Source organism: Pseudoalteromonas sp. QJM3NY_22, assembly GCF_056173065.1.
Genome location: NZ_JBWBTZ010000002.1, coordinates 702,005 through 716,010, shown reverse-complemented (window position 1 = coordinate 716,010; position 14,006 = coordinate 702,005). Strand labels below are relative to the sequence as shown.

General features: G+C 36.9%; 11 protein-coding genes. All 11 read left to right on the top strand.

Translation table 11 applies throughout. The features are described 5' to 3' along the window. The first annotated feature begins 4 nt into the window (after nucleotides 1-4). The 11 genes from tssM to tssG all read left to right on the top strand — a co-directional run bounded on the left by tssM (nucleotide 5) and on the right by tssG (nucleotide 13,994). Nucleotides 5-3,514 (top strand): type VI secretion system membrane subunit TssM, encoded by a 3,510-nt coding sequence (gene tssM / locus AC0VZ4_RS23510; protein ID WP_475441784.1) that lies wholly within the window; start codon nucleotides 5-7, stop codon nucleotides 3,512-3,514. Continuing rightward, entirely contained in the window at nucleotides 3,496-4,224 is a 729-nt protein-coding gene (gene tagF, locus AC0VZ4_RS23505; RefSeq protein WP_007377097.1) for a type VI secretion system-associated protein TagF, read from the top strand. The genes tssM and tagF overlap by 19 nt, the downstream gene beginning before the upstream one ends. Continuing rightward, the gene (locus AC0VZ4_RS23500) at nucleotides 4,217-5,014 is read left to right on the top strand and encodes a PP2C family protein-serine/threonine phosphatase (protein ID WP_007377096.1); all 798 of its coding nucleotides are present in this window, start codon (nucleotides 4,217-4,219) and stop codon (nucleotides 5,012-5,014) included. Before tagF ends, AC0VZ4_RS23500 begins: the two co-directional genes overlap by 8 nt. 203 nt (nucleotides 5,015-5,217) lie before the next feature. Then, nucleotides 5,218-6,333 carry a type VI secretion system protein TssA gene (gene tssA / locus AC0VZ4_RS23495; protein ID WP_475441783.1) on the top strand — a complete coding sequence of 372 codons (1,116 nt, stop codon included), beginning with the start codon at nucleotides 5,218-5,220 and terminating at the stop codon, nucleotides 6,331-6,333. Between the two features lie 16 nt (nucleotides 6,334-6,349). After that, the gene (tssB, locus tag AC0VZ4_RS23490) at nucleotides 6,350-6,853 is read left to right on the top strand and encodes a type VI secretion system contractile sheath small subunit (RefSeq protein ID WP_007377094.1); all 504 of its coding nucleotides are present in this window, start codon (nucleotides 6,350-6,352) and stop codon (nucleotides 6,851-6,853) included. Then, nucleotides 6,850-8,340 (top strand): type VI secretion system contractile sheath large subunit, encoded by a 1,491-nt coding sequence (gene tssC / locus AC0VZ4_RS23485; protein WP_007377093.1) that lies wholly within the window; start codon nucleotides 6,850-6,852, stop codon nucleotides 8,338-8,340. Before tssB ends, tssC (AC0VZ4_RS23485) begins: the two co-directional genes overlap by 4 nt. 36 nt (nucleotides 8,341-8,376) lie before the next feature. Beyond that, entirely contained in the window at nucleotides 8,377-9,903 is a 1,527-nt protein-coding gene (gene tssC / locus AC0VZ4_RS23480) for a type VI secretion system contractile sheath large subunit (protein WP_475441782.1), read from the top strand. Nucleotides 9,904-9,905: 2 nt separating this feature from the next. Beyond that, nucleotides 9,906-10,682 (top strand): type VI secretion system accessory protein TagJ, encoded by a 777-nt coding sequence (locus AC0VZ4_RS23475; RefSeq protein WP_475441781.1) that lies wholly within the window; start codon nucleotides 9,906-9,908, stop codon nucleotides 10,680-10,682. A 17-nt stretch (nucleotides 10,683-10,699) separates the two neighbouring features. Continuing rightward, nucleotides 10,700-11,185 carry a type VI secretion system baseplate subunit TssE gene (gene tssE, locus AC0VZ4_RS23470; protein ID WP_007377090.1) on the top strand — a complete coding sequence of 162 codons (486 nt, stop codon included), beginning with the start codon at nucleotides 10,700-10,702 and terminating at the stop codon, nucleotides 11,183-11,185. Beyond that, nucleotides 11,182-13,008 (top strand): type VI secretion system baseplate subunit TssF, encoded by a 1,827-nt coding sequence (tssF, locus tag AC0VZ4_RS23465; RefSeq protein WP_475441780.1) that lies wholly within the window; start codon nucleotides 11,182-11,184, stop codon nucleotides 13,006-13,008. The genes tssE and tssF overlap by 4 nt, the downstream gene beginning before the upstream one ends. Next, nucleotides 13,005-13,994, top strand: coding sequence for a type VI secretion system baseplate subunit TssG (tssG, locus tag AC0VZ4_RS23460; RefSeq protein ID WP_007377088.1), 990 nt, complete (start codon nucleotides 13,005-13,007; stop codon nucleotides 13,992-13,994). Before tssF ends, tssG begins: the two co-directional genes overlap by 4 nt. The last annotated feature ends 12 nt before the right edge of the window (nucleotides 13,995-14,006 follow it).

Sequence of the window (14,006 nt, the reverse complement as noted above, 5' to 3'; positions counted from 1 at the left end):
TGATATGAGTTTCTCGCAAAAATTTAAAAAAATGACATACGCTCTTACATCTCGTACCGCGATGCTAATTATAGGTTTCCTAGCTTTATCATTATTGATTTGGTTTGGTGGTCCTTTAATTGCAGTGGCAGATTACGTCCCTTTAGCAAGTATTGCTGCAAGGTTGCTAACAATATTACTTATATTGTTGCTCTTTTCTGTGACAAAAATTTATCGTCTTGTGCAGCAAAATAAAAGAGATGAAAAAATGGCTGATGAGTTAATCGATAGCGATGACTCAGGCGGCAGTGAAGTAAACGAAGAAATCACGACTCTAAAAACAAGAATGAATGAAGCTATCGACTTGTTAAAAGATGTTAAGTTGTTCAAAGGTAAAAATATTTACCAGTTGCCGTGGTACATAATGATCGGCCCTCCTGGCGCGGGTAAAACAACCGTTATTAATAATTCAGGATTGGATTATCCATTAAAAGATAAACTGGGCGTTGATTTAGTTCATGGCATCGGTGGTACACGAAATTGTGATTGGTGGTTTACTAATAAAGCGGTATTGATCGATACCGCCGGTAGGTATACAACTCAAAATAGTCATGCAAAACATGACTCACGAGCATGGGAAGGGTTTTTAGGTCTATTGCGAAAGTATCGTCCACTTAGGCCAATTAATGGTGTGATGATCAGCATGGGTATATCTGAGTTGATGAGTCAGACTAAAACTGAGCGTAACTTGCATGCACGTGCAATAAAGCAACGGCTACAAGAGCTTCAAAATCAGCTTGGGATGACATTTCCTGTCTATGTTATTTTTTCTAAGGTTGATTTAATTGAAGGATTCAGAGAGTTTTTTGGCGAATTAACGGAAGAAGAATGTGAACAAGTATGGGGAGTTACCTTTGAGCTTGATCTTGCTAAAGACACCCAGGTAGAAGCGTTTAATAAAGAATTTCATACTTTAATTTCTAAATTAACAGAAATGCTTAATCGCAGATTGATAAATGAAAGAAACGAAGCGATTAGAGCTAAAATATTCGAATTCCCTAGGCAGCTAAGAGTACTTCAAGGTGTCGCTGATGGCTTTTTAAAAGAAATATTTACACCTAATGCATATGAAGAGCTGCCCATGTTTAGGGGCGTTTACTTAACGAGCGCAACTCAAGAAGGAACGCCTTCTAGCTTTTTGAATGATGTTAACTCAGGTAAAACAGATTATATAAATCAATCAAAAAGCTTTTTTATAAAAAATGTTTTAGAAAGCGTGATTTTTCCAGAGCAAAATTTAGCAAGTACAAATAAACATCACGACAAACAAAATAAATGGCTACGCGTTGCTAGTATCTCATTAGCTGTTATTGCGCTATTTGGCTTTTCAATTTCTTGGTACTTTAGTTTTGCATGGAATAGTAATTTAATTGCAGAAACTGAAGAGGCTATTTCGACATATCAAGAGCTTGATTCAGCGTCATTTGATCGAAATAACTTAGTGGTTTTAAATGATAGGTTAAACGCGCTGAGAAATTTACCAGCAAGTGCGCCATTTTTAATGGACTCGGAAGAGTCACCATCATTTGGTTTTAATAAATTAAATGAAATTAAAGCATCTTCTGTTAATGCTTACGATCGCTCTTTACAAACTTATTTAGAACCATTTATCAGCAATACCCTTATAAAAGAAATGGCAGCCCATCCAGAGCACCTTAGTTATTTATATGAGACTTTGAAGTGTTATTTAATGCTATTTCAACCAGAGTATTTTGAAAGTGAAGACATTACAGCATGGTTTGATGCTTACTTAGAAAGAAACCTTCCGGGTGATAAGAGTATTCAAATTAGAGATGAATTAATGGGTCATATTTCAGCTTTGTTGAACAAAGGTATTAATCAAACTGATGTTGATAACCAAGCGGTACGTACTGCACGCGCTGAATTAACTAAGTTGCCTATAGCAGAAAGAGCGTATCAACGTCTGCAAGCTGACTTCCTTAATAGTAGTATTCCGCCATTTAGATTAACCGATATTATTAGTTTTGAAAGTGCGCAAAAATTTACGTTTCGTAATAATGGTGAGCTAACCAGAAATATCCCTGGGTTGTACACATTTAATGGATTTCACGGTATTTTTAACGTTGAAAAAAGTAAAATGTTAGGTAATTTAATGGCCAGTAGTTGGGTATATGGTGAAGAAGCATCAGGCACTTACGACATTTCAAAAGATGAAATAGAAAAGAAATTAGAGCAGCGTTATTTTCAAGACTATATTCATTATTGGCAGTCGTTCTTAGATGACTTAAGTCTTAATCAATATAGCTCACCGGCAGAGGGCGTTAATATTACGGATGTATTAGCGGGTTCAGAAGCGCCAATTAAAAATATTATTACTGCAGTTCAAAAGAATGTTCAGCTGACAAAACTACCGGTATCGGAAAATCAAAAAGCAGCAGGTAAATTGGCTGCTAATGCTGCTGAAATTGCAATGCAAACGAAAGCAAATAGGATCAAGCGATTTTTACCTGACGAAGCGCCTAAGTTCGACATAAAGTTGCCAGGTTACCAAGTCGAAGAAGCATTTGAAGATGTGATAAACATTGATTCTCAACAGCTCGATAATATTCAGAAAAATCTGCGAGAGCTTAATATTTATTTAACCAAGCTCGATCGAGGCGATCAGCTTAAGTATTCAATAAAAGATCAAATTAGTGGTAAGAGTAAACCAAGCTTTATACGTCAATTAGAGTTTCAAAGTCGAGATTTACCTTATCCATTTAATAGCTGGTTATTAGATATAAGCAGAGACACTAGTAATATCACCAAAAATAGTGCAAACAGGCACCTGAACGAAATTTGGAAAAGCAAAGTTTTAAGAGAATACAATGCTGCGATTGTGGGAAGGTACCCTTTCTCTCCACAGGCAGATAAAGAAGTAAATATGAAAGACTTTGCTCGCTTTTTTGGACCAGGTGGAACCATTGATAGCTTTTTCAATAGCTATGTTGCGCCTAGCGTTGATATAAGCTCAAGTCCATGGAAGTTTGAAAAAGACATTGGTATTAGCAGTGGAACATTAAAAATGTTTGAACATGCTTATCAAATCCAAACCGCTTTTTTTGATGGTGGAAGTAATACCCCTAGAATAGAGTTTGGTTTACGAACATTTAAACTGGATAAAACAGTGTCTAGCCTTATGATAGAAATTGATGGACAGTCAATGACTTACCGACATGGTCCATTAAAAGTAACAAATTTTATTTGGCCTGGAGCATCTGGTCAAAGTAAAACAAGAGTGGTGTTTACGCCTCCAAATGGTGGCCGCTCAATTAACACAACTTATCAGGGTGAATGGTCACTTTATAGAATGCTTGATGAGCTTAGCGAAAAAAGAAGCCAAACTCGTAACGATCTAGAGCTGCACTTTTCAATTATGGGAAATAATGCAAAAGTCGAATTGTTGCCTAAATCAATCAGACATCCATTTTGGAATACAAGCGTAGAGAAGTTTTCATGTCCGACACGATTATAAATATAGGTTATCTTGGTAAAGTGCCCTCTTTAGGCGACTTTGTCCAAGATAACGTTTCTAAGGCATTTTCTGAGCATTGGGAGCAATGGTTACAAGCAGCCATTGCTGTTAGTAAGGAACAGCTAGGAGAAGCATGGCAGGATAATTACTTGGTAGCGCCTGTCTGGCACTTTGCTTTAAGCCCTAATATAGTTGGCGACAACGGGGTTATGGGAACCATAATACCGAGTATGGATGCGGTTGGAAGGCATTATCCTTTTACTCTATTGAGTGAGACGCAAAGTGACCCTATTGCTATATTAAACTCAGGTGTGTTTTCTTTAGAGTATGAAGATGTGGTTTTAAAAGTATTAGAGGGCTCGGTTGATCTTTTTTCGTGGAGAAAAGAGGTCACTCAAACGCTTAATATAATGACGGCTGAAAAAAAGCAGGTCAGCTATTCTCATTCACCCGATAAAAACAAAGCGGGTGAGGCGTTTGAATTTTCAGGTACTGAGCTGTCAGATAATGTTTTAGAAGATGCAATGCATGCCATATTACATAAGAAACATGGTGATTATAGCGTTTGGTGGACACATGGTTCATTTAACATCAAACCAATGGTGCTTATTACATCTGCACTACCTCCTGTAAATCAAGTTGCAGCCATGTTAGATGGTAGGTGGAAACATTGGGAATGGAATTATACGCAGGTAAAAAATAGTGATTAGTAAATTTTGTACAAGTTATGCCATTACCCACCGAGGTGTTGTTAGGCAACTAAATGAAGATGCCCATGTAGAAATTAATAGTCATAACCTGTGGGTTGTTGCTGATGGCATGGGAGGCCATGAAGCCGGTGAAGTCGCAAGCCAGTTAGTTGTTGATGTTATTAGGACAAAAGTTCAAGAGCTTGAATTAGATGTTTTAAGTATTTCTCATATTGTGGGGGCGATTGAAGAAGCTAATAGACAGCTCAGTGAATACAGTGCTTCTTATCTAGATAATAAAACGGCGGGCAGTACGGTTACTGCGTTATTTTTAAAAGATGGGAACTACCATATTTTATGGGCTGGTGATAGCCGAGCATACTTATTACGTGATGGTGAGCTTCAGCAGATATCAAGAGATCATAGCCAAGTAAATGACTTGATTGATGAAGGGGTTATTTCTGTTGAAGAAGCGAAAAATCATCCTTTATCTAATGTAATAACACGCGCAGTTGGTGTTATGGAAAATGTAAAAGTGGATGTTATTAAAGATAAAATAAGAACCGGTGATATATTTTTACTTTGTTCTGATGGGCTAACTGGGGAATTATCTGATGACGATATATGCATGTCTTTAGAACCAAATAGTATTATTGATTCGGGTATGGCATTAATGCACTCTTCTTTAGTTCGAGGTGCAAGAGATAATGTGACATGTATTTTAATTAAATATGATGAAACAAAAGATAATCAAGATATTAATGCTATTAATAATATGGATGAGGCGACGATTCCTTTATTTACTAAATAACATATTGATTATTTTAAATAAGATTGTTTTAAATTATTTAAATAATGTTATTTGAAAGTATACTAAAAATTGATTGTTTATATATTGGCAATAATGAATTTTTAAACACAATTGTAACTAAGCTTGTATTTTAATATAAAGAATGTAATATAAAATCCGCTCCGCTTTATTGGAGTTTTATGGATAATTATTAGGACAATGGAATGTTTTTATTAGATGAATATATCTCCCCTATTTCAGACACTGAGATTGCAGGTATTGATCCCCGCTCAGATGTCTCTCCTACGTCTACATATTATGCTTTAAAAGATTTGAGAAATCAGCTCAGAGCGGCTGAAAGAAATGCATTGGTTGATGAGCAAGGTATCTCCTCTTTGTCGCGAGACTGGTTACCTCTCCTTGAGCAATGTAGCAAAGCAATAAAAACCGAAAGCAAAGATATTGAATATTTGGCATGGCTAATTGAAGCAATGTGTCGTATTTACGGCTTTAAAGGCTTGGCGTTTGGCTTTAAAGTTGCTCACAACCTAATTGAAAATCACTTTGACGATTTATACCCTACACTCGACTCAGATGATGAAATTTGGGATAAAGTATCAGCACTAGTAGGGTTAAATGGCTCTGCGGGTGAAGGTACGTTGATCATACCAATAAAGAGTATTTACTTAACTGATAGTGTAAGTATGAATTCTTATTCTTTTTGGGAATATCAACAAGGATATGATGTTTCTCGTTTGAGTGATGATAAAAGAGAGAAAAAAATTACTCAAGGTGCAGTTGACTTCGAATTAATAGAAAAAAGTGCGGCAGAAACCAGTACTGATTTTTTTGTCTCTCTAAAGTTAGATATTGAAGAAGCGATTGAGGAATTTTCCACGCTTAGTGAAGTAATGGACAGAGTGACAGGTCAACCACAGCCGACTTCTAATATAAAACAGGCACTTGAAGTGAGTTTGGCGGCACTAAAACACGTTGCTGCAGATAAGCTTGAAGCGGCAGAACAAGCGCTAGCTGAAAAGAATGCTAGTGAAAATGTTGAGCTAGAAACTGAGAACGATGCGGGAGTCGAAGGCGTAGTTGAAAAAACGAATAGCAATGAGATTAACTCTAGAGAAAATGCAATAAGTAAACTAAAAGAAATAGCCACATTCTTTAGAAAAACAGAGCCTCACTCGCCGATGTCGTACACGATAGAACAAGTAATTCGATGGAGCGAATTATCGCTACCTGAGTTATTAAATGAACTAATTACAGATAGTGATGCTAGGACTGGGTACTTTAAGTTGTCTGGCATTAAAATCAGCGAAACTGAAACATAAGTAAAAGGAGTTCTCAATGAGTATCCATGATAAATTAAAACGAGTTCGTAAGCCTAGAGTACATATCACTTATGATGTGGAAACTGAAGGCGCAGCGGTTAAAAAAGAATTACCATTTGTTGTTGGTGTGATGGGGGACTTTTCAGGAGATAATGCTGATGCCTTAAAGCCACTTAAAGACAGACGATTTATACAAATAGATCGCGACAACTTTAATGATGTTTTAAAGCGTATGAGTCCTTCTCTGAATTTATTAGTTGACAATACATTAAATGATGAAGGTTCTCAGTTTGAAGTTAAGCTTAACTTTAAATCGATTGATGACTTTGAGCCAGCAGCTGTTGTAAATCAGGTTGAACCATTACGTAAATTAATGGAAACACGTAATAAACTACGCGACCTAATGACTAAAATTGACCGCTCAGAAGAACTTGAAAATGTATTAGAAGAAGTACTTAGTAATACCGCAAGTTTAGACTCTATCGCTAAAGAGCTTAAATTAGAGGAGACTGAAAAATGAGTACAGAGCAACTAAGTACAGAATTAGAGTCAACGACTGAAGTGAGTTCATCTTTACTTGAACAAGCTATTGGTGCAACTAAGCAAACAGATGCGAGTCGCGCAGAAGAGTTACTTAAAACACTGACTGAAGAAGCCTTGAAAGGGACAGTCCAGTGGAATAAAAACATGACTGTGACGTTTAATGAAGCAATTCAATTAATCGATCAAAAAATATCAAAGCAGCTAAGTGTTGTTATGCACAGTGATGAATTTCAAAAGCTTGAAGGTTCATGGCGTGGATTACATCACCTAGTGATGAACTCAGAAACAAGTGGCACACTTAAAATCCGTGTTTTAAATATGAAGAAAAAAGAGCTTCATAAAGATTTAAGTAAAGCGGTTGAATTTGATCAAAGCCAGACGTTTAAGAAAATATACGAAGCTGAATTTGGCACACCAGGTGGTGAACCTTACGGCACAATCGTTGGCGATTTCGAATTTACTAATCATCCTGAAGATGTTGAAGCACTTAGTTTAATGTCTAATGTTGCTGCTGCAGGCTTCTGTCCATTTATTGCTGCATCGTCGCCATCATTATTTGGTTTCGATAACTGGGAAGAATTGACAAAACCTCGCGATTTAGAAAAAGTCTTTGAATCATTAGAGTATACAAAATGGCGCTCATTTAGAGACAGTGACGATTCACGTTTTGTATCTTTAACAATGCCTCGTTTCTTATCTCGTCTGCCGTACGGTGCTGCTTCGAAGCCAGTGGAAGAGTTTAACTACGAAGAGTTTGAAGTTGAGCCTAAAGATGGTCGTTCGGTCAGTACTGAAAATAAAGACTATTGCTGGAGTAACGCAGCGTACGCTATGGCAACAAATATGACAAAAGCTTTTGCTCAATACGGCTTTTGTACTGCTATTCGTGGTGCTGAAGGTGGCGGTAAAGTAGAAGGCCTACCAACACATATTTTCACTAGTGATGACGGCGACCCAGATCTAAAATGTCCGACTGAAATTGGTATAACAGATCGTCGCGAAGCAGAGCTAAGCAAATTAGGATTTTTACCACTTTGTCATTATAAAAATACTGATTACGCTGTGTTTTTTGGTGGCCAAAGTTGTCAAAAACCACAAATTTATTCTACACCAGATGCGACTGCTAATGCTGCAATTTCAGCTCGATTACCATATTTAATGGCGACGTCTCGTTTTGCGCATTACTTAAAAGTGATGGCTCGTGACAAAATTGGTAGCTTTATGGAAGCAGAAGACGTTGAATCTTGGTTAAATCGTTGGATACTATCTTACGTTAATGCGACAGAGGGCGGTGGTCAAGATATTAGAGCACGTTACCCTTTAGCTGATGCAAAAGTATCGGTTAAAGAAATTCCAGGTCAACCTGGTGCTTACAATGCTGTTGCCTGGTTAAAACCTTGGTTACAAATGGAAGAGCTTACTTCTTCTTTACGCCTTGTAGCTAAAATTCCTGAGATTGGTTAACTAACCTCTCTCTAGCGTTAAGGATAATGCATTAGAATGAATCACGAAGAGTTTTCATTTATAAATCAAGACTTCACTTTTCAACAAAAGTCGCAGTCTCGAATAAGTGATAATGAAGCTTTGCTTGATAGGTTTTTAAACGAAAAAAACCTAGATAAAGCATTATTATTATGGCTTGAAGGCTCTTCTGATTCACCTATTTCATGGAATAAGGAGTCTTTAGGTCCCTATCTACAACGTATTATAGTTGAGCTTGATCAGCTGATATCTAAACAACTAAATATAATTATTCACGATAAACGCTTTCAAAAATTAGAAGCTAGCTGGCGTAATATGTGGTGGCTTTTATTGCAGAGCGAGCAATACGATAAAGAAAATAAAGTAAAAGTAAAAGTATTAAACTGTAATTGGATGACCTTATCTAAGGATGTAAATAAAGCGATTGATTTTGATCAAAGCATGTTTTTCCAATTATTATATCAAAGCGAGTTTGATAGTGCCGGGGGAGAACCTTTTGGGGTTGTTATTGGCGATTACGAAATAACAAATACCTTTTCTGAAGGAACGACTTACAACGATATTGATACAATAAAAGAGATATCAAGAACGGCGGCTGCCGCTTTTTCTCCTTTCATCTGTTCCGCTTCACCCAATTTATTTGGCGCTGATAGTTTTTCTGACTTAGGTTATTACTCCGATCTTTTTAATCATTTTGAACAGCCTGAATATGCAAAGTGGCAGAGCTTTAGAAAGATGGAAGAGTCGCGATTTATCGGCTTTACATTACCGCATGTCCTCGTTAGGCCACCTTATAGTAATGACGGCAAACGCCATCAAGATTTTTATTTTAAAGAGAAAATTGTTGATCCTGAAACAGATATGCTTTGGGGAAATGCTTCTTTCCAGTTCGTATCAACAATAATAAGAGCTTACTGTGAGAGTGGCTGGTTTGGTCATATTCGTGGCATTGAACCAGGGAAAGTTTCAAAAGGGTTAGTGACAGGGCTAGCTCGAGACAACTTTGCTAATGATACATATCAAAAAGAGGCTAAACCGCCTTTGGATTTATTGGTAACAAGTAAGTTTGAGAAACAGTTTTCTGAGCTTGGTTTTATTCCTGCTTCATCGGTTACAAATACAGAACACATTGTTTTTTATAGTAATGCGTCTGTTCAAAAAGCAAAAAATTATGGCTCAAGTGCTGCAAATATAAATGCGCGTTTATCTTCAATGCTGCAGTATATATTGTGTGTTTCTCGTTTTGCGCACTATTTAAAATTATTAGCACGTGATCGCGTAGGCTCATACAGTACTGCGCAAGCATGTGAAAGAGATTTACAGGCTTGGGTAAATAACTATACCACAGCATCAGATTCAGCTTCTGAGCAAATCAGAAGCAAATACCCATTAAGTAATGCAAAGATAAAAGTTAGTGAAAATAAGGCTAATCCAGGGCATTACTTTTCTGTTTTGCAATTACAACCACACTTTCAATTAGATCAAATGGTTTCTAGCATTAAATTAATAACTGAGCTTAGTCCTCACCATAAAATAAAGGAATAGTAATGAAAAAAATACATAGCTTAATTCGTGAGGGGAAACTCACTGATGCATTGTCATGCTGCGCAACAGAATTGCAAGATGAACCTTTAAACTTTGATATTAGAAGTATTTACGCAGAGCTACTTTGTATTAATGGTGAACTTGAAAAAGCAGATAAACAATTAGATTTTATGGTTCAAAAGAACCCAGAATTTGCCGTTGGTGCGGTCAACCTTCGTCACTTAATTCGTGCGCAGCAGTCGAGAGTTGATTTTTATCAAGGCAATGGAATTCCTAAACTGTTTCATGATGCAGATGAACTCGACACTTTATTTTTAAAAATGCATGTTGCTTTACTTGAAAATGAAGTTAATGAAGCCGCTGAGTTAGCCCTAAAAATGGAAGCGCTTAGAGCTACAATATTACAAGATGATTCAACTGGAATTCGAGATCTTGATGATACCTTGGGCCCATATTTAGAAGTGTTAGGTACAAATGGCGAGTTTTATTTAGCCAATTTTAATGAAATAGAAACATTAAGAGTACAGCCTAATGAATCATTACTTGAAAGTATTTGGTTACGAGTGGAAATAACAATTAAAGATGGCCCATCAGGTACAGCTCATTTACCGCTTGTTTATGCAAATTCAAACAGCGACATTGAAAAGTTAGGGCAAGTGTCTGATTGGGAAGAACTTAAAGACGAGTTTATTATCGGTAAAGGAATGAAAATGCTATTTGTTAATGACGAGGCAATCACTATTCCTAACTTAAAAATAAACGCACTCGAAACTGCCTAATTTATATTTGAATAATCATGATTGAACATAAGCAACAGCTTCAAGCATCAATTATCGATAAACTTATCGATGATGAGCCCGACTTTCAAGATGCACCTTCTCGCACCGAAGGGATAACGATTAGTGAACTCAGGAAAAATGTGCGAAGAGACATAGAAGCGTTGCTTAATGCGCGAATTCAATGGCATACATGGCCATCACAATATGATGAATTAACAACATCTTGCTTATCATATGGGCTTCCTGACTTTTCGAGTATGTCAGTAAGCTCTCATGAAGGACGAACATTATTGTGTGAGACGGTCAGAGATACGATTTTAAAATTTGAACCACGATTTCTTGAGGTTGAGGTGTTTACTGATGAAGAAGTGCCAATTAATAGAGTACTTAATTTGCGAATAAATGCGCTTTTGTATGCTGATCCCGAGCCTGAATTCATCAGTTTTGATTCTGAAGTTGAGCCAGTTAACTTAGGCATGAAAATTATTGAGGCATCTTTATGAACGATGAATTATTAAAGTATTATAATCGTGAATTAGCATTTGTGCGTCATTTAGGTAAAGACTTTGCTGATAAATATCCTAAAGTTGCGGGGCGATTAAAGCTTAGTGAAGATCATATTGAAGACCCTCATGTATCGAGACTAATAGAATCCTTTGCTTTTTTAACCGCCAATATTAGACAAAAGTTAGACGATAGTTTCCCTGAACTAACGGATGCCTTACTGGGTCAGATGCTGCCAGACTATCAAGCACCAATACCATCAATGTCGATAGTTAAGTTAGAAGCCGAAAACCTATCTACCACGGGTATTGTGATACCTAGAGCGAGTGAAGTAGAAACAAATGTTGAATCTATGAAGCAATGTAAGTTTCAAACCTGTTATGAAACTTACTTGTGGCCTGTAGAAATAACAAGCGCTCAGTTTGACAACAGCCCATTTGTTGCGCCTAAACCGAGGTGGCATGAAAAAGCAAAATCAATATTTAAACTTGAGTTAACTGGTGAATACAAAGGTGTGTCGCTGGCAGAAACAGGACTTGAGAAACTACGTATATTCATCAATGGTCAATGGCACCATACGTTAAAAGTGTATGAATTACTTTTTAAGCATTGTATTGGAGTTGCGATTGATAATGGCGAAGAAGGGATTAAGTACGTATCAAAAGATCAACTTAAAGCTGTTGGTTTCGACGCAAACGAAGCCGTTGTTCCTTATTCACAGCGCTCTTCTTCCGGTTATCGTTTATTAGTTGAAAATTTTACTTTCCCAGAGAAGTTTAGATTTTTTGAGTTACAAGGAATTAAGTCGTCACTGCCTAAAAAGTCTAATCAATGTACTTTGTATTTTTACTTAGATACAGAATCAGCTGAGCTTGAAAAACAAGTTGATAAAAATATGTTTTTACTTGGTTGTACGCCAATTATTAATCTATTTGAGCAAGAGCTAGAGCCAATACGTCCAGAAATAAGTGAATACGAGTATAAATTAACACCCCGCTATATGGACTCAGAAATATCTGAGGTGATTGGCCTTTGTGAAGTAATTGCTTTTGATCATAAAGGGAATAAGCAGGTTGTATCCCCTTTTTACGGACAAACGCACCCTAAATACCATGGGCATGATGACTTGTTCTGGCACATACGAAGAGAAACTGCATCTTGGGCCGGTGGTTATGTTGAATCAGGAACTGAGACATTTTTATCACTTGTAGATGCGACGTTTGAAAACAGTGCAATGGAATACGGTGAGGGAAATACTGTATTAACTGTTCGTGCAAATTGCAGTAACCGAAATTTACCTGCGAGTATGCCTTTTGGCGATGATGAGCTTGGGCTACTTATGCCTGAACGTGGCGATGTAATAAAAAAAATCCGCTGTTTAATTCCTTTTACGCATGCAGTTAGGCCAATTTTAGCTGACGCAACCAGGTGGCAATTAGTTAATCATTTAACACTGGATGCTTTTAGTGGTGATGATGCATGTGTCAAATTAAAAGAAGTCCTTCGTCTTTATGATTTTAGAGCTTCACCGCAGACAAAAGGCATGATTGATAATATCTACAGAGTGTTAGTTACCTCTTCAACTGCACGAGTAGTACAAAGTGGTAGGGTGAGTTTTGCAACGGGTAGTGATATTGAAATTACCTTTGCTAATGATGACTTTTCTGGCAGCGGCATGTTTTTCTTTGCCTCTATTTTAGACCATTTTTTTGCACAATTTGCTGCAATTAACAGCTTTACGCGTGTTAGCCTCAGACTAAAAGAGCAAGAACAAATATATTATCAGTGGCCAGCTAGAGTGGGTGATAGTCCTCTTTTATGATTAAGCATATTATTTCTCAAGCATCGCAAATAGACTTTTATAAGGCCGTTTTCATAATAGAAAACCAGCTTAAAAAGGATGGCTTAGAGCACCGTCACGTAGGCTACGATAGTAACCCAAAGCACGAGCTTATTAAATTTACGGCAACTCAAAAGTTTGGTTACCCAGGTAACGCGATTACAAAATTAGAGGAAACAAGTTTTGAAGATGGCCTCCATAAAGTAAATATGCAGGTGTCTTTTATGGGCTTAACAGGTTGCTCAGGTGCGCTACCACAATTTTACAGTGAATTGGTTATGCAACGCCTGAGATATAAAGACACCACTATGCGTGACTTTTACGACATGTTTAATCATCGCCTAATTTCTTTGTATTACAGAGCTTGGAAAAAATATAAACCATCACTGAATCATATAAATAAAGATAAGAATAAAGACCCATACACACAAATTTTAGGTTTGTTAAGTGGAGGTTACAACGAACATCAACTTCATTTTTCTGGTTTATATAGCCGAAAGATAAGAAATGCATCGGATCTAAAAAGCATTCTTACTTCTTATTTAGGGTGTGATGTTGCGATTAAACAAATGATTGGCCAGTGGCATGATCTTAAGCCTCAAGAACAAACACGCTTAGCTAGTCAGGCACTCTTTGAAGGGCAACATGCACGCTTAGGTGTTGACACTGTGATTGGTAAGCAAATATGGGATGTTTCATCAAGCATTGAAATTCATATTTCTTCAGATGACCCCTCGAAAGCTAAATCGTTATTACCTAAAGGGTCTTTGTTTGAGCTTAGCAATAAAATTATAAAAGATTATGTCGGAAATTCAGTTCAATTTCGGTTAATTATTGAATCTGATTTTCATGAGTTAGATGCGGTATCGCTTTCTAAAAATAATTGTCAACTAGGCGCTAATAGTTTTTTAGGCGCCGGTAAAAACACATTTAAAAATAAACCTACTAAGTTATCGTTTAAAGGATAATTAAAATTAAAA

Excerpts from the sequence above, each read along its gene's own strand:
- tssM (WP_475441784.1), top strand. The coding sequence starts at position 5 with ATGAGTTTCTCGCAAAAATTTAAAAAAATGACATACGCTCTTACATCT.
- tagF (WP_007377097.1), top strand. The coding sequence starts at position 3,496 with ATGTCCGACACGATTATAAATATAGGTTATCTTGGTAAAGTGCCCTCT.
- tssA (WP_475441783.1), top strand. The coding sequence starts at position 5,218 with ATGTTTTTATTAGATGAATATATCTCCCCTATTTCAGACACTGAGATT.
- tssB (WP_007377094.1), top strand. The coding sequence starts at position 6,350 with ATGAGTATCCATGATAAATTAAAACGAGTTCGTAAGCCTAGAGTACAT.
- tssC (WP_007377093.1), top strand. The coding sequence starts at position 6,850 with ATGAGTACAGAGCAACTAAGTACAGAATTAGAGTCAACGACTGAAGTG.
- tssC (WP_475441782.1), top strand. The coding sequence starts at position 8,377 with ATGAATCACGAAGAGTTTTCATTTATAAATCAAGACTTCACTTTTCAA.
- AC0VZ4_RS23475 (WP_475441781.1), top strand. The coding sequence starts at position 9,906 with ATGAAAAAAATACATAGCTTAATTCGTGAGGGGAAACTCACTGATGCA.
- tssE (WP_007377090.1), top strand. The coding sequence starts at position 10,700 with ATGATTGAACATAAGCAACAGCTTCAAGCATCAATTATCGATAAACTT.
- tssF (WP_475441780.1), top strand. The coding sequence starts at position 11,182 with ATGAACGATGAATTATTAAAGTATTATAATCGTGAATTAGCATTTGTG.
- tssG (WP_007377088.1), top strand. The coding sequence starts at position 13,005 with ATGATTAAGCATATTATTTCTCAAGCATCGCAAATAGACTTTTATAAG.